Raw genomic sequence first — 16,187 nt, forward strand, 5'->3', positions numbered from 1 at the left:
TTTTTGCATGCTTTTAATTTTTTATAAAGTTATTTCTCTTCGTGATTGCAATCGCAATGGTCGCATGTTGAATAAAGTGTTGTAACCTTCTCATACTCAAAATGTTCAATTGTTTCACTACATGTTTGACAGATGATTGTACCCATTATTCAAAGCCCCTTTCGAAAAGTAGATTCATAAACTCCTTTTGAAAACGTTTTATGTTATGTTATTTATATAATAGTATGTCACAATTGGTTCGTCAATAGTTAATTGTATAACATTTTAAATTATTTTCAGTTATTTTTTATCATACTTGATGAATTGCGATACATATTTACTGCACACAACACAAAGTTGTAAGTATTACCCATTCAATGCTAGAATAGTAGTAACTTAGAGATATAAACATACATAATTAATCAATCTGGAGTAGGAGTGAAGAGTTTGGAAAACGCATTCATTAAGCTTGTTCCTGCATCAAATACACAAAGTGTATCACTAGATGTTGTAAAAGATCTCTTTAGCTATTACAAGGAAATTACAAGGAAAACGGGGCAGCAACTAGATTGGGAATACGACAATGCTGCATTTCCATACCACATAAAAGAGACGAACCAAGAACATAATTGGTTTTATTTAAAATCCGATCATCAAAAGTATAATGCAATCGTAGTTGGCGTTGGCCAAGAGGCACTTGAAGGTGATAACGGTGAGCAAATCGAGCAATCCTATATCCAAGTAACCCTTCCACATGTGTCAACCACTGGCGATAAAGGAAAAGCTAATGAGTTCTGTAAGTTTTTAGCAAAAAAACTTGAAGGAGAATTACATCTATTTAACGGAAGAATTATGTATTTTTACAAACGAAAATAACGATTAAGGTTCTCTGTTTTCTTTAACTAAATTTTCAAGTGTAAGTAAGAATAGACCATATCATTGTGAGGTGGTCTTTTTCTATGTAAATGCCCAAAAAACCTTTTCAAATGAGAAAAAACATAAAAAGGAAATGAACGTAATCAAGAATGAACTCTTTCTTGTTAGTCCAATTTTGTTTGCTATTAAAAATGCAAGATAACAAAAGATTACTAATAATATCCCTTTCGCAAACAGACTATCGGAACGTGATAACCAAGTAACCAACGAAAATGTACTCCATATTAATACCTGGATTAATCCAATTACATATACCTTCATGAAGAAACTCCCCTTTTATCAGCAATAAAGGAACTATGATCTCGTTTCGCATTCTAGTCTCTATGAATTTCTGTTTACTATATTAATTAATATGCACAGAAATATGGTAGTATTTTTCATTTATGTAACAAATCAATGACATTGGAAAGAATTTTAAGAATACATGATAAAATGAATTTAAATTAAAAAATAGGCGTTTTGTATTATTTAAATTTAGCATTAAAGACCTATACTTTTGACTATTTTATGGAAGAGTGATTAACAAAATGAAAGAATTTACCCTAATCATACTTTCTTTTATTTTCCTTTCCTCATGTTCTTCATACCAAACACAACCTACATTGCCAGAAATCAAAGACAAACAAATCATCTTTTTTTCTGATGAAGATAATATTCATAATGAAAGTAATTATTATGATGCTTTACTGGAGCTTAGAAATAAATTCCCAACTGAAATCGCAAATATGAAGGTTGTTTCGTCTGAAGATAATAGATTGTATACGAAGTATAAGATTGATGAATATCCTTCTTTATTAATTATTGAACAAGATAAAGTCCTTGAAAAAATTGAAGGGAATGTCGACAAAGAAGAAATTATCATACCCCTTGAAAACGTCTTATCGACCTCAACAAGTTCAAAAAAATAAAAAAATCGCCCCATATTCGGAGCGATTTTTTACATTTATTATTTTACAATGTGGATTGGAGATCCTAAAGCAACTTCTGCTGCTTCCATTGTGATTTCACCTAGAGTTGGGTGAGCATGAATTGTCATTGCAATATCTTCAGCTGTCATACCAGCTTCAACAGCAAGGCCTAATTCAGAAATAATATCTGATGCACTTTCCCCTGCTACTTGAGCACCGATTAGTAGTCCATCCTCTTTACGAGTAATTAACTTTACAAAACCGTCAGTAGCTTCAAGTGCTAGCGCACGACCATTTGCTGCATATGGGAATTTAGCTGCTACAATTTCAATTCCTTCTTCTTTAGCTTGTTGCTCAGTGTATCCAACTGTAGCTAGTTCAGGCTCAGAGAATACAACAGCAGGAATACCTAAGTAGTCAATTTCTGATGACTCACCAGCAATTGCTTCTGCTGCAATTTTACCTTCATATGATGCTTTATGTGCTAATTGAGGTCCGGGAACAATATCACCGATTGCGTAAATATTACTTACACTTGTACGGCATTGTTTATCGATCTCAATAACGCCTCTTTCATTCATTTTAACACCAGCAAGCTCTAATCCAAGCTCATCAGTATTAGGACGACGACCTACCATTACGAATACATAGTCTGCGTCAATTGAATGTTCTTCGCCTTTTGCTTCATACTTCACAGTTACACCATTTTCAGTCTCTTCAACACCTTTAGCAAGAGCCTTAGTGATGATTTCCGCACCTTTTTTCTTAAGGTTCTTTTTAACAATTGTAGTCATTTGCTTTTCAAAACCAAGAAGGATATCATCTGCTCCCTCTAGAATTGTTACTTGTGATCCAAAGTTTGCATAAGCACCGCCAAGTTCAATACCAATTACACCACCGCCGATTACGACGATTTTTTCTGGTACTTCCTTAAGTCCAAGTGCGCCAGTTGAATCAAGAACACGTTTTGAATATTTGAAAGATGGTATTTCGATTGGACGAGAACCTGTAGCAATAATTGCATTTTTGAAATTGTAAGTTTGTGCAGAGTCTTCGTTCATTACACGTAAAGAGTTTGCGTCTACGAAATATGCTTCCCCTTTTACAACTTCAACCTTATTACCTTTTAATAGTCCTGAAACTCCACCAGTTAATTTCTTAACAACACTATCTTTAAAAGCTTGAACTTTTGTAAAATCAAGTGTTACATTTTCAGCTTTGATTCCCATTGAATCAGAATTCTTAGCTGTTTCATAACGGTGTCCAGCGGAGATTAGCGCCTTAGAAGGGATACATCCAACGTTAAGACAAACACCACCAACAGTGTCTTTCTCTACAATCGTAACTTTTTGTCCTAGTTGTGCAGCACGAATCGCTGCAACATATCCACCAGGTCCAGCACCAATAACTATTGTATCTGTTTCAATTGGGAAATCTCCTACTACCATGTTGTATTACGCCTCCATTAATAATAATTGTGGATCATTTAACAAACGTTTGATTTGGTTGAGTGCGTTCTGTGCAGTAGCACCATCAATCATACGGTGATCAAAGCTTAATGATAAAGCAAGGACTGGAGCTACAACAATTTCACCATTTTTAACAACAGGCTTCTCTGCAATTCGGCCTACTCCTAGGATTGCAACTTCTGGATGGTTAATAACAGGAGTGAACCATTGTCCACCAGCTGATCCAATGTTACTGATAGTACATGAAGCACCTTTCATTTCATTAGGAGCTAACTTACCATCACGAGCTTTTCCTGCTAATTCATTGATTTCATTAGAGATAGAGAAAATTGACTTACGATCCGCATCTTTAACAACAGGAACAAGAAGACCTTTTTCTGTATCAGCAGCAATACCAATATTGAAGTAGTGCTTATGAATAATTTCGCTAGTTGCATCATCAAGTGATGTATTTAACGCAGGGAAATCACGTAATGCCGCAGTTAAAGCTTTTACGATATATGGTAGGTATGTTAATTTAATACCTTTTTCAGCTGCAACAGCCTTAAATTTCTTACGGTGTGCAACCAACTCTGTCACATCTACTTCGTCCATTAACGTTACGTGTGGAGCTGTATGTTTTGAGTTAACCATTGCTTTGGCGATTGCTTTACGAATTCCACTCATCTTTTCACGAGTTTCAGGGTATTCGCCCGCAGGAATTGGTTGTTTTGCAGGAGCTGTCGTTGCTTCTGCCGCTGTTGATTTTGGAGCTTCAGCTGCAGGTGTTTCTGTAGCAACAGTTGCACCGCCAGAAGTGAACGCATCAATATCCGACTTCATTATTCTACCATTTTCGCCACTTCCTGCAACCTTTTTAATGTCAATTCCTTTTTCTCGTGCATATTTTCGAACAGAAGGCATAGCAATGATACGACGATTTACATCAACATCAGCTGCAGGTTCTGTTGCTTCTGGTGCAGCCTCAGCTGTTTTTTCTTCCTGAACTTCTTGTTTAGGAGCCTCATCAGATTCGTCGCCTTTAAATTTAAGGTCCTCATATCCTGGAGCATCAAACTTAATAAGCGTATCTCCTACAATTGCAACAGTACCTTCTTCTACAAGTACTTCAAGTACTTTCCCTTTAACAGGAGAAGGAATCTCTACTACTGCTTTATCATTTTGGACCTCACATAGTACATCGTCCTCATTTACTTCATCGCCTGGTTTTACAAACCATTTTACGATTTCACCTTCATGGATACCTTCACCGATATCTGGCAACTTAAATTCAAATGCCACGGTTTTCGCCTCCTAAAATTGTTAGATTCTTGTCAAAAGATGACCTGTCGGCGCATGACTACTTGTTGAACTTTCATACGCCACAGGCTTATTTATTCCGTTAAGGATAGTTAATCCTCGATTAATTGGTTATATATTAGAAGTTCAATACTTTCTTCGCAGTTTCAATTACATCCTTGAAGTTTGGTAACCAAACTGATTCTGCTTGAGAGAACGGATATACTGTATCAGCTGCAGCTACACGTAATACTGGAGCTTCTAAACTTAAGATTGCACGATCGTTGATTTCAGCAACAACGTTTGCTGCAATTCCAGCTTGTTTTTGTGCCTCTTGAACAACGATAGCTCGTCCTGTTTTTTCAACAGAACTAATGATCGTTGGAATATCTAATGGGCTTACTGTACGTAAGTCAATAACTTCTGCAGAAACGCCCTCTTTTTCTAATTCAGTAGCAGCCTTTAAGCATTCGTGTACCATCGCACCATATGAAATCATAGTAATATCTGTACCTTCGCGCTTAACTTCTGCTTTCCCAAGTTCAATTGTATATTCGCCCTCTGGAACCTCCTGGCGGAATGAACGATAAAGTTTCATATGCTCAAGGAAGACAACTGGGTCATTATCGCGAATTGCGGAAATTAATAGACCTTTTGCATCATAAGGTGTTGATGGAATAACAACCTTTAGCCCAGGTTGCTGTGCCATTAAACCTTCTAAGCTATCTGCGTGAAGTTCTGGTGTATGTACACCGCCACCAAAAGGTGAACGAATCGTTACTGGAGCAGTGTAACGACCACCTGAACGATAACGCATACGAGCTAATTGACCACTAATAGAATCAATAACCTCATAGACAAATCCAAAGAATTGGATTTCTGGAACTGGACGATAGCCTTGTAAGCTTAGACCAACAGCAAGACCACCAATACCTGATTCAGCTAGTGGTGTATCAAACACGCGATCTTCACCGAATTCAGCCTGTAGACCTTCAGTAGCACGGAACACACCGCCGTTAACTCCAACGTCTTCACCGAAAACTAAGACATCTGGGTTATTCTTTAATTCTGTGCGTAACGCATCAGTGATTGCTTGAATCATTGTCATTTGCGCCATGGCTTACTTCGACTCCTTCGCTTTATAGATTTCCATTTGCTCCTCTAAATTTAAAGGAAGCTCTTCAAACATATGTGAAATAAGGTCAGTAACCTTTTGTTTTGGTGTTTCGTCCGCTTTTTTAATTGCGTTCTTGATGTCTTCTTTAGCTTCTTCGATGACTTGGTTTTCTAACTCTTCATTCCAAATTCCTTTTCCTTCAAGGTACTTACGGAAACGAACGAGTGGATCTTTCTTTTCCCATTCATTGTCAAGCTCAGAAGTACGATATCTGGTTGGATCATCTCCAGCCATTGTATGTGGACCGTAACGGTAAGTCATTGTTTCAATCAACGTTGGACCTTCTCCATTTACTGCACGCTCACGAGCTTCTTTAACTGCTACATATACAGCTAGTGGATCCATCCCATCAACTTGGATTCCAGGGATACCAGCTGCAACTGCTTTTTGAGCTAAAGTATTGGCTGCAGATTGTTTTTCAACTGGAGTAGAGATAGCAAAACGGTTATTTTGAACAATAAATACTGCTGGTGCTTTGAAAGCTCCTGCAAAGTTAATACCTTCATAGAAATCACCTTGAGAAGTACCGCCATCCCCTGTATAAGTAATAGCAATTGACTTCTTGCCACGCTTTTTCATCCCTAAAGCAACACCAGCACATTGTATGTATTGTGCACCAATAATGATTTGTGGAGAAATTACATTAACACCTTCAGGAACTTGGTTCCCATGAAAATGTCCGCGTGAGAACAAGAATGCTTGATATAGTGGTAAACCATGCCAAACGATTTGAGGTACATCACGGTAACCTGGTAAAATAAAATCTTCTTTTTCTAGTGCAAATTGAGATGCAAGTTGTGAAGCTTCTTGACCTGCAGTAGGTGCATAGAAACCTAAACGTCCTTGACGGTTTAACGAAATTGAACGTTGATCAAGGATTCTTGTATAAACCATTCTTCTCATTAATTCTTTTAATTGATCATCACTTAAATCAGGAACAGCATCTTTGTTAACTACTTCTCCTTCTTCATTTAAGATCTGAAACATAGGAAAGTTTTCAGCAACTTTATCCAGTTGCCCTTGTAAATCAAAGACATTTGCTTTTACAGCCATCTTTTTTCGCTTCCTTTCTTACCCTATTTTCTTTAATCAAATGCACCCGACCATTTATGGTAGGGGGCTTTAACTTTACGATGGAGAAGAACCCAGTATAAAGTTAAGGTTGATACAAAACATACAGCATTAGGTTACCCAAAAATATATCTTTTCAAAGACATAATTAAGAGGAAGTTCAAAAAATCGAATGAATATGACACATCTAATTTCTTGGTTGGCTTGTTTTTCCGTTCCTTACGTATTAAAGGCATACGTTACGGTACTCAAAGCTGCGCCGCCTTGAACTCTCGACGCACAGGATGTGCTAGTGTCGACAATGCCACAGGACGTGGCGTTTTTGTCAACGCGGTCCTCATTCTCTTTTTTGAACACCACTATTATCCATTCGGACGAAGTCTTTAGATGTAATATTTTTTTGTCATGCTCGAAAAAGATATTCTGACTCCTAAATGAACCTGTATTAATTATTTTAGTAAAGCAATTAATACAACTGCTCCCTATCCATTTCCAAGTTTACAACAACGTAAGACACACGTCAAATTGTTTGTTTACTGTTTTATTACTTGTCCACCATTTTTTTCTGTTTTGTATAAATTCCCATTTTTACAATCTGTATCAGTACACATTTAGCATCTGTACTATAAAAACCTTACTTTTCTCGTAAAATAGTCAAAACAAAAGGGCTATCACATTGATAGCCCTTTCACGGTATTAATATTTTTATTCCTCTTTAAAGACAACTTCTAGTCCAGCATTTTGATAAAAAGTAACCTTTGCTTTGTTGTATTGGTCAGTCAATTTATTAAACGTTTCATTTGCGGCAACTACTTTTTCATACGTTTCATTTATAAGATTAATTTGTTTTTCTAATTCATCCAATGTTAATTCTTCATTTTGAAACATTTCATATAATTTTTTATCATGCTCTATGGCTTCTTTATATACAGTGTATAGATCCTCGTAGCTTTCGTAACGCTTGTTCATCAACGATACAAGTTCGTTACCTTCTTCCTTTACACTGTCCTCTTTTATTTCAGAAATAATTGCATCAACCTTTTGAAATTCCTTCTTGGATGCTTCGATGCTCTTTTGTTCATTGTTAATTCGAGTTTCGCGGTCTCCAACAATTGCCAATGCTTCATTCGATAAGGAAACAATTTGATCAAATTCTTTCATACCCAATGTTAAAATTTTATCATAAAGCTCTTTCTCTTTTTTCTCAAGCTCCACCAATGGGTTTTGTTGTTTTTCAAAGTCCTTTTCTACTGCTACCACTTTTTCTAAAGTCTCATAAACCTGTTCTTCAGGTGTGGGGCCGCCCAAACACCCCATTAAGAGAAAACTCATACAAACACAAAGAAATACAACTTTTAACGTTTTATTTTTCAATATCTGCTCCCCCTTAGCTACTTCAAATATACTATATTATAATACGATTTCATAACATTTTTTAGGTTTCAACTAAATATATGAATTTGTACATGCTTTAGAACAGACTAGAGTCCTACTTTTATATTTGAAAATGAAATAACCTTTGTTAAACTTAAGATAGATATAAGCATCAAGACCAGGAAGTGATAAAAGTGATAACAATGGATAATATTATCCGGGAAGGACATCCAACTTTACGGAAGGTTGCAGATGAGGTTCCTTTACCTGCATCAGAGGAAGACCGCAAGATACTTAAAGAACTATTAGAATATGTGAAAAACAGTCAGAACCCTGAAATTGCTGAAAAATACGGATTAAGACCAGGTATAGGGCTTGCTGCACCGCAAATTAATGTGTCAAAGCGTATGATTGCTGTACATTTAAAAGATGAAAATGACGAACTACACAGTTATGCTTTGTTTAATCCAAAGATTATTAGTCATTCTATAAAAAAGAGTTATTTAACAACTGGTGAAGGTTGTTTGTCTGTTGACAGAGCTGTACCAGGATATGTACCGCGTTACCTAAAAATTAAGGTAAAAGGAACTACCATAGACGGCGATGAAGTGATTGTGAAATTAAAAGGTTTACCTGCTATTTGTTTTCAGCATGAAATAGATCACTTAAATGGAGTTATGTTCTATGATCATATCAATGAGGAAAATCCGTTTGCCGAACCGGACAACGCGATCCCCTCGAGCGTTAGTAAGTAATTATTTATACGTTAAGTTTATAGTGCTTTTGTTTGGCCAAATTGACTTATTCATCTTCGCCAAAATTACCTTTCTTTTATTAGCTATGATAATTTGACCCTTTTTTCCACATAATAAGGACAAAACTTTAACCCAAAATCAACGTTCTTGAGATGTTTAAAGTTTGAGAAAAAAGGAGATGATAGTCATGCTAAAAAAGTTACGGAAAAAATTAATTAAGCAGTGGCAAGATTTATTAAAAAGGAAATCAATAGCATAAGAATTAATAACAAAAAACTTGCCTCCTAGTGAAGTTGAAACTAATAATGACGAAAAGAGCCCTTCGTTATGGAGGGCTTGTTATATACTATCATGCTTTTCAATGGTATAATAGACATTTAGGTGTACGGTTCAATAATTTTAGAATAAATTACATAGTAACCCCTAAACTAACCCCCTCTTTTTACCTATAAGCAATGCAATGTTAAGAAATATTTAGGAAAAGCAAGAAAAAACATGAAAAACTTGTTATATTTTTATATAATAGAAAAAGTTACTCTAACTTTCGGAAATTAAGGAGAGATTTGGCAATGATTTTTAAAGTTTACTACCAAGAGGATGTATTAGAAGTTCCAGTAAGAGAACATACAAAAACTTTGTATATTGAAGCAGAATCTCAAGTTGAGGTTCGCCAAAAATTAAAGGAACGGAAAATTAACATTGAATATATTCAAAAGGTGGAAGGGGCCTATCTTGAGTATGAGCAACTAAATGAAGATTATAATGTATTGGAGATTTGATGAATTATGAAATTTGTAAAGAACGATCAAACAGCTGTTTTCGCCTTAGGTGGACTCGGGGAAATTGGTAAAAACACTTATGGCGTACAGTTTCAGGACGAAATTATCCTGATTGATGCTGGGATTAAATTCCCGGAGGACGAGCTGTTAGGAATCGACTATGTTATTCCTGATTACAGCTATTTAGTCAAGAACGAGGACAAGATTAAAGGTTTATTCATAACGCACGGTCACGAGGATCATATTGGCGGAATCCCGTATTTACTTCGTGAAATCAATGTACCGATTTATGGAGGTAAGCTTGCCCTAGGTTTAATTCGTAACAAACTAGAAGAGCACGGACTACTTCGCCAGGCAAAGTTGATTGAAATTAAGGAAGATGACATAATAAAATTCCGTAAAACATCGGTAACTTTTTTTAGAACGACGCATAGTATTCCAGATTCATACGGAATTGTAGTAAAAACGCCTCCTGGACAAGTCGTACATACAGGGGATTTCAAATTTGATTTCACACCTGTTGGGGAGCCAGCGAATCTTCAAAAAATGGCGGAAATCGGCAGAGATGGAGTACTATGCCTGCTCTCAGATAGTACAAATGCGGAAATACCACATTTTACAATGTCTGAAAGACGTGTAGGAGAAAGTATTCAGGATATTTTCCGAACGGTAGATGGCCGAATCATATTTGCTACTTTTGCATCTAATATTCATCGCCTACAGCAGGTGGTTGAAGCTGCTGTTCAAAACGATCGAAAAATCGCAGTATTTGGAAGAAGTATGGAATCAGCAATCACAATTGGATATGATTTAGGTTATATTCAATGCCCAAAGGATACGTTTATTGATGCTAACCAAATCAATCGTCTCCCAGCAAATAAGGTTGTTATTCTTTGTACTGGAAGTCAAGGGGAACCAATGGCTGCCCTTTCAAGAATTGCGAATGGTACGCACCGACAAATTCAAATCATTCCTGGGGATACAGTCGTATTTTCATCATCACCTATTCCAGGAAATACACTGAGCGTTAGTCGAATCATCAATATGCTTTACCGCGCAGGCGCCGATGTTATTCATGGAACACTAAGTAACATCCATACATCGGGTCATGGCGGCCAAGAGGAGCAAAAATTAATGCTTCGTCTAATGCAACCAAAGTATTTTATGCCAATTCATGGTGAATACCGGATGCAAAAGATGCACGCGAAATCTGCTGTAGATTGTGGTGTATTTGAAGAAAACTGCTTTATTATGGACAATGGAGAGGTTCTTGCCTTAAGTGAGAATGAAGCATCTGTTGCAGGAAAAATTCCATCAGGAAATGTGTATATCGATGGTAGCGGTATTGGTGATATCGGAAATATTGTGTTGCGAGACCGCCGCATCCTTTCCGAGGAAGGTCTTGTGATAGTTGTCGTAAGTATTAATATGAAGGACTTTAAGATTGCTGCAGGACCTGACTTAATTTCTCGAGGATTTGTGTATATGCGTGAGTCTGGAGATTTAATCAATGATGCACAGAGTCTTATTACGAAACATTTAAATAAAGTAATGGAGCGTCGCACGACCCAATGGTCTGAAATTAAGAATGAAATCACAGACACGCTTGCACCGTTCCTATATGAAAAGACAAAACGCCGTCCAATGATTTTACCAATCATTATGGAGGTTTAAGCTAGTCCGTTAACCCTTGTAATATTCAATGTTGATTCCCACTGAGGCTTCCCTCAGTGGGTTTTTACTTTCACCATTACACAAATAAACCAAGTTTAGTTTAGATCTCAATTCTTTTTTTACTCAAGTTTGTCAGTCTAGAGGCTTCTCGCGGGATATGCTTCCATATTTTTACGTGAGCATGCTTTTCAATGCATGAAAACTAAGCGTACTCTAAATTTTTTTGTCCATAATAAAAACGCCTCATACTGAGACGTTTATTCTACGATTAGATTTTTTTCAAAACGGCTAATATCTGTGTCAGCCCCGATAATAATTAGGATATCCCCTTTATGTATTTGCTCGGTTGCTGATGGAGATACAATAATGTCTTTTCCTCTTTTCATCGCGACGATGGTTACCCCATACTTCGCACGTACATCTAATTCAATTAAAGATTTCCCGTCAATCTTTTTTCCTGCAACAATTTCAATAATACTATGCTCATCAGAAAGTTCCAGATAATCCAAGACATTGTTTGAAATAATATTATGGGCAATTCGTTTTCCCATATCTCGCTCTGGATGTACAATCCGGTCCGCTCCAATTTTACTTAAAATTTTCTCATGATAGTCATTTTGTGCTTTCACCCAAATTTGCTTGACCCCTAATTCCTTTAGAATAATAGTCGTTAATATACTCGCTTTCAGATTGTCCCCGATAGCAACAATAACTAAGTCAAAATTTCGAATCCCTATGCTCTTAAGTACTGATTCATCAGTTGAATCGCCAACAACTGCATGAGAAGCTATCGTTGAAAACTCATTTACTTTATCTTCATCAAGGTCCATGGCCATGACTTCCATACCTTCATCACTTAATGCGCGGCATATGCTACCTCCAAAGCGCCCAAGGCCTATTACCGCAAACTCTTTTTTGTTCACTACCTATTCCCCCATCAAATAGAGATACCTTAGATTGTATCACAATTAATCTATAATTTGGAAGCATCACTGAAAAGCACTTTAAAACAAAAAGACTAGGGTTTCCTAGTCCTTTTAAGGTTTTCTAAATTGCCTCAAGCATCTTAAACTGTGCTTTTACCAATCCAAAATATTCGCCTTGCTGGTTCATTAATTCATGGTGATTTCCTTGTTCGATGATTTCACCATGATCTAATACGAAAATATTATCAGCTTCACGAATAGTCGATAGCCTATGGGCAATGATGATTGCTGTACGCCCCTTTAATAATTGCTTTAAAGCCTGTTGTATTTTGACTTCAGTTTCAGTATCAATACTTGCAGTTGCTTCATCTAAGATTAAGATTTTAGGATCTGCAAGCAGTGCACGAGCGAAAGACAATAATTGTCGTTCCCCAACTGATAGGATATTCCCTCTTTCCTCAACTTCCGTGTCATAACCATTTACGAGTTTCTCAATAAACTGATGGGCACCCACTGCTTGTGCAGCGGCTATTATCTCTTCATCCGTTGCGTCTGGTCTCCCAAACCGGATATTGTCTTTTATTGTACCAGAGAAAATAAACGTATCTTGTAGGACTACACTTATTTGAGAACGAACACTCTGGAGAGATAATTCTTTTATATTTATTCCGTCGATTTTTACTTCCCCAGATGTTACATCATAGAAGCGGCTGATCAGATTAGCGATCGTCGTTTTACCTGAACCAGTATGACCCACGAGGGCGATGGTTTGACCTGCGTCTATCGTCAAGGAAATGCCTTTCAAAGCTTTTCGACTTTCATCATATGCGAATTCCACATGGTCGAATTCAATCTTTCCTTTCATATCAGACAAGTGAATTGGGTTTTCTTTTTCACCAACAATTGGTTCTTCATCAATAAATTCGAAAATACGTTCGGAAGAGGCCATCCCCACGAGTAATTGATTATATACTTGACCTAAACGTGAAATAGGCTCCCAAAACATTCCTAAATAGAAGGCAAATGAGACAAATACCCCAATTGTTAGTCCGTCAGCTTGGATTAGTGTAGCCCCGAACCAAATCAAAATTGCAGTTCCAACCGCATTTGTCATTTCAACAAATGGACGGAACATCGCATTTTTCTGGGTAGCATCTCTCCAACTTTCAAAGTTTTGATTATTAATTCCATCAAAGAACTCAATATTTTCCTTTTCCTGAGTAAATGCTTGTGTCACACGAATCCCTTGAATACTTTCATTTAGATGCGAGTTTAGCATGGATTGCTTAATTCTTACTGTTTGCCAAGATCTTCTAATTTTTCTTCTTAATTTAGTTGTAATTAAGACCATCAGTGGCAGAATAATTAAGATTGCCAATGTAAGCTTTGGACTTAAACCAAAAAGAATAAAAATGACCCCAAACAGGAGCACGAAATCCATTAATAGATTAATTACCCCATTCGTGAATAATTCCTGTAGTGAGTTCACATCATTTAGGATTCGAACTAAGATAGAACCTGCTGAACGCTTATCAAAGAATCGATGTGATAGACCTTGAACGTGTGTAAAAAGATGCTTTCGTAAATCGTAAATAATATTTTGACCAAGCATATTGGTCCATTTGATACGATAAATGTTGGCAACATAATTAATTGCATATAACCCAGCAATCGTAGAAACTAAGACCATTAATAAATCTGTATCTTTATTCGCAATCGCATGGTCAATTGTATATTTCCCAATTAGAATAGGTGCGATCAACCGAACAGCGGTTGTTAATAATACCATGATTATTGCTAAAGGCAATAAATTTTTTGAATATGGTTTCATATAGCCTAATAATCTGAGCATTTGTTTCCAGTTAAACGGTTTTTCGATTGCTTGGTCCGTTGAATAATGGAACCGATGTTTTATATCTTGTTTTTCATTTTTTGACATTTAATCTCACCTACCTAACCTACTTGTGACTGTAAGACAACTTTTTGATCCTTATACTGAATATCATAGATGCGTTGATATGGTCCTTCATTTTTCAATAATTCCTCGTGTGTTCCACGTTCAACGATGGCTCCATTTTCTAATACCAATATCTCATCAGCATGTTTCAAAGAAGAAATGCGATGTGCAATGATAAATGTAGTCCGTCCCTTCATTACTTCCTTTAAGGCTTGTTGAATTGAAAATTCTGTTTCCATATCTACCGCGCTTGTTGCATCATCTAAAATGAGAATACTAGGATCAATACAGATTGACCTTGCTATCGCAATTCGTTGCTTTTGTCCACCAGATAATCCCATGCCACGTTCACCAAGCATCGTATCATATCCATTAGGAAGCTCCATGATAAACTCGTGTGCTTGGGCTCTTTTTGCTGCATCAATAATTTCTTCCAATGAAGCATTAGGCTTACCATATGCTATATTCGCACGAATTGTGGAAGAGAATAAGAATGATTCCTGCATAACAAATCCAATATTGCTCCTTAAAGTAGCAATCGAATAGTCTGAAACATCTTTGCCATCAATAAAGACTTGGCCTTTTACCGGTTCATAAAATCTAGTCATTAGCTGTGTAATACTTGTTTTCCCTGATCCTGTTGCCCCAATTAACCCAATTACTTTACCTGGTTCAGCTGTAAATGAAATCGACTGTAATGCTGCCTCATCATCCTCTGTATACTTTAAGGTAACGTCTTTAAATTCTACATGCCCCTGCAAGTTATCACTGTTAACAACATCTTTTTGATCAATAATTTTTTCATCTGCTTCTAGAATCTCTAGTAAACGTTCGCCAGATGCCTTGGCTTGAGAAAACATATTAATAATAAAACCAAGGTTCATAATTGGGTTGAGCAGGTACCACACTAAACTAAAAAATGCGACGAGTTCCCCGTAAGAGACAGACCCACCAATTACTAGATATCCCCCATAAGATAATAGAGCGACAACACAGACATTTCCAATAAACTCCATTAAAGGGAAAAACTTTGCCCAAATCTTTGAGGTAGCAAGTGATACATCTCGGTAATCCTCATTGGAATGATTGAATTTATTAATTTGAAATTCTTCTCGTGATAATGACTTTACCGTATTAATCCCGCTGATATTTTCTTGTACATTCGTGTTCAAACGACCAAATGTTTTTCTAACCTTACGAAATGCTGGGTGGACCCGCTTATCAAAACGATAAACAACAATTGCGAGAAATGGTAATGCCAAAATTGTTACCAATGTAAGTGAAATGGAATACGAAAACATCACGATTAAACTGAAAACAATTAAAAGTGTAAAACGAAGTAGTTCGGCAAACCCAAATGAAAGGAAGAATCGAATTCCCTCAACGTCGGCAGTTAATCTTGACATAAGATCTCCTGTTTTTGCATTATCATAATAACTAAAGGGTAAGCGTTGCAGTTTTTCATATAATGCATTTCTTACCTTATAAACTGCCGTTATACCAAATAAATCCCCTAAATACTGGTTGAAATATGTGGCTATCCCCTTAATTAACATGATGGCAATAAAACCAAATGCAAGATATGGTACATACTGATAATTTCCTGCCCTGATAACCTCATCTATGGTTATCTGAAGTACGATAGGATAGACAACTGTAATTCCTGTTACAAAAATCATGGCAAATAATGACCAGAAAAAATATTTCCGGTACGGCCAATAAAACCCCTTTAATTTCCTAAAAGTATCCATAAAAGTCCCCCCTCGGTGTTTCCATAAAAAACCTGAAATGTACGTAACATATAATATATCGGTTTTCGAAATAAATATCTAGTGCATTTTCAGAAAATGTTAAATATTTTTTCTAAAAAAATAAGGCTAAGTCAATTTGACCTAGCCTTGTGA

Annotated in this window: 15 protein-coding genes; 5 read left to right on the top strand and 10 right to left on the bottom strand. The window is 36.5% G+C overall.

The window, feature by feature from the left end:
• Positions 1-29: 29 nt before the first annotated feature.
• On the bottom strand, positions 30-146 hold the full coding sequence (locus NST91_RS16490; protein WP_099363145.1) for a GapA-binding peptide SR1P: 117 nt from the start codon (positions 144-146) through the stop codon (positions 30-32).
• Between the two features lie 280 nt (positions 147-426).
• On the opposite strand from NST91_RS16490, the gene NST91_RS16495 reads away from it, so the two are divergent.
• Complete coding sequence (locus NST91_RS16495) at positions 427-855, top strand: DUF1885 family protein (RefSeq protein WP_341332012.1); 429 nt, start codon at positions 427-429, stop codon at positions 853-855.
• Positions 856-936: 81 nt separating this feature from the next.
• Here the strand turns inward: NST91_RS16495 and NST91_RS16500 are convergent, their stop codons facing one another.
• Positions 937-1,176 carry a hypothetical protein gene (locus NST91_RS16500; protein ID WP_121445026.1) on the bottom strand — a complete coding sequence of 80 codons (240 nt, stop codon included), beginning with the start codon at positions 1,174-1,176 and terminating at the stop codon, positions 937-939.
• A 266-nt stretch (positions 1,177-1,442) separates the two neighbouring features.
• Here NST91_RS16500 and NST91_RS16505 point away from each other — a divergent pair, with 266 nt between their 5' ends.
• Positions 1,443-1,823: a hypothetical protein gene (locus tag NST91_RS16505; RefSeq protein ID WP_341332013.1), complete on the top strand. Its 381-nt coding sequence runs from the start codon at positions 1,443-1,445 to the stop codon at positions 1,821-1,823.
• A gap of 38 nt (positions 1,824-1,861) precedes the next feature.
• Here NST91_RS16505 and lpdA read toward each other — a convergent pair whose 3' ends face one another.
• From lpdA to NST91_RS16530, 5 genes are all read right to left on the bottom strand, one after another.
• Positions 1,862-3,271 (bottom strand): dihydrolipoyl dehydrogenase, encoded by a 1,410-nt coding sequence (lpdA, locus tag NST91_RS16510; protein WP_341332014.1) that lies wholly within the window; start codon positions 3,269-3,271, stop codon positions 1,862-1,864.
• A 6-nt stretch (positions 3,272-3,277) separates the two neighbouring features.
• The gene (locus NST91_RS16515) at positions 3,278-4,573 is read right to left on the bottom strand and encodes a dihydrolipoamide acetyltransferase family protein (RefSeq protein WP_341332015.1); all 1,296 of its coding nucleotides are present in this window, start codon (positions 4,571-4,573) and stop codon (positions 3,278-3,280) included.
• Positions 4,574-4,709: 136 nt separating this feature from the next.
• Positions 4,710-5,687 carry an alpha-ketoacid dehydrogenase subunit beta gene (locus NST91_RS16520; protein ID WP_341332016.1) on the bottom strand — a complete coding sequence of 326 codons (978 nt, stop codon included), beginning with the start codon at positions 5,685-5,687 and terminating at the stop codon, positions 4,710-4,712.
• A gap of 3 nt (positions 5,688-5,690) precedes the next feature.
• Complete coding sequence (pdhA, locus tag NST91_RS16525; RefSeq protein ID WP_121445031.1) at positions 5,691-6,800, bottom strand: pyruvate dehydrogenase (acetyl-transferring) E1 component subunit alpha; 1,110 nt, start codon at positions 6,798-6,800, stop codon at positions 5,691-5,693.
• Between the two features lie 723 nt (positions 6,801-7,523).
• A complete protein-coding gene (locus tag NST91_RS16530; protein WP_341332017.1) occupies positions 7,524-8,192 on the bottom strand; it encodes a YkyA family protein in 669 nt (222 codons plus the stop codon).
• A gap of 194 nt (positions 8,193-8,386) precedes the next feature.
• Between NST91_RS16530 and def the strand changes: the two genes are divergently transcribed.
• From def to rnjA, 3 genes are all read left to right on the top strand, one after another.
• Positions 8,387-8,947, top strand: coding sequence for a peptide deformylase (gene def, locus NST91_RS16535; RefSeq protein WP_341332018.1), 561 nt, complete (start codon positions 8,387-8,389; stop codon positions 8,945-8,947).
• Between the two features lie 569 nt (positions 8,948-9,516).
• Positions 9,517-9,726, top strand: a complete 210-nt coding sequence (locus tag NST91_RS16540; protein WP_099363155.1) for a DNA-dependent RNA polymerase subunit epsilon — start codon at positions 9,517-9,519, stop codon at positions 9,724-9,726.
• A gap of 6 nt (positions 9,727-9,732) precedes the next feature.
• Complete coding sequence (gene rnjA, locus NST91_RS16545; RefSeq protein ID WP_121445034.1) at positions 9,733-11,400, top strand: ribonuclease J1; 1,668 nt, start codon at positions 9,733-9,735, stop codon at positions 11,398-11,400.
• Positions 11,401-11,657: 257 nt separating this feature from the next.
• On the opposite strand, the gene NST91_RS16550 is transcribed toward rnjA, so the two are convergent.
• The 3 genes from NST91_RS16550 to NST91_RS16560 form a co-directional block, all read right to left on the bottom strand.
• Entirely contained in the window at positions 11,658-12,323 is a 666-nt protein-coding gene (locus tag NST91_RS16550; protein ID WP_341332019.1) for a potassium channel family protein, read from the bottom strand.
• Between the two features lie 124 nt (positions 12,324-12,447).
• The gene (locus NST91_RS16555) at positions 12,448-14,265 is read right to left on the bottom strand and encodes an ABC transporter ATP-binding protein (RefSeq protein WP_341332020.1); all 1,818 of its coding nucleotides are present in this window, start codon (positions 14,263-14,265) and stop codon (positions 12,448-12,450) included.
• A 14-nt stretch (positions 14,266-14,279) separates the two neighbouring features.
• The gene (locus tag NST91_RS16560; protein WP_341332021.1) at positions 14,280-16,034 is read right to left on the bottom strand and encodes an ABC transporter ATP-binding protein; all 1,755 of its coding nucleotides are present in this window, start codon (positions 16,032-16,034) and stop codon (positions 14,280-14,282) included.
• Between the last annotated feature and the right edge of the window lie 153 nt (positions 16,035-16,187).

This window comes from Ferdinandcohnia sp. FSL W7-1320 (genome assembly GCF_038050315.1).
GTDB classification, from domain to species: Bacteria; Bacillota; Bacilli; order Bacillales; family Bacillaceae_L; genus Ferdinandcohnia; species Ferdinandcohnia aciditolerans.

Coding starts and splice junctions, on each gene's coding strand:
- NST91_RS16490 (WP_099363145.1), bottom strand. CDS start 146: ATGGGTACAATCATCTGTCAAACATGTAGTGAAACAATTGAACATTTT.
- NST91_RS16520 (WP_341332016.1), bottom strand. CDS start 5,687: ATGGCGCAAATGACAATGATTCAAGCAATCACTGATGCGTTACGCACA.
- NST91_RS16560 (WP_341332021.1), bottom strand. CDS start 16,034: ATGGATACTTTTAGGAAATTAAAGGGGTTTTATTGGCCGTACCGGAAA.
- lpdA (WP_341332014.1), bottom strand. CDS start 3,271: ATGGTAGTAGGAGATTTCCCAATTGAAACAGATACAATAGTTATTGGT.
- NST91_RS16555 (WP_341332020.1), bottom strand. CDS start 14,265: ATGTCAAAAAATGAAAAACAAGATATAAAACATCGGTTCCATTATTCA.
- NST91_RS16505 (WP_341332013.1), top strand. CDS start 1,443: ATGAAAGAATTTACCCTAATCATACTTTCTTTTATTTTCCTTTCCTCA.
- NST91_RS16500 (WP_121445026.1), bottom strand. CDS start 1,176: ATGAAGGTATATGTAATTGGATTAATCCAGGTATTAATATGGAGTACA.
- pdhA (WP_121445031.1), bottom strand. CDS start 6,800: ATGGCTGTAAAAGCAAATGTCTTTGATTTACAAGGGCAACTGGATAAA.
- rnjA (WP_121445034.1), top strand. CDS start 9,733: ATGAAATTTGTAAAGAACGATCAAACAGCTGTTTTCGCCTTAGGTGGA.
- NST91_RS16540 (WP_099363155.1), top strand. CDS start 9,517: ATGATTTTTAAAGTTTACTACCAAGAGGATGTATTAGAAGTTCCAGTA.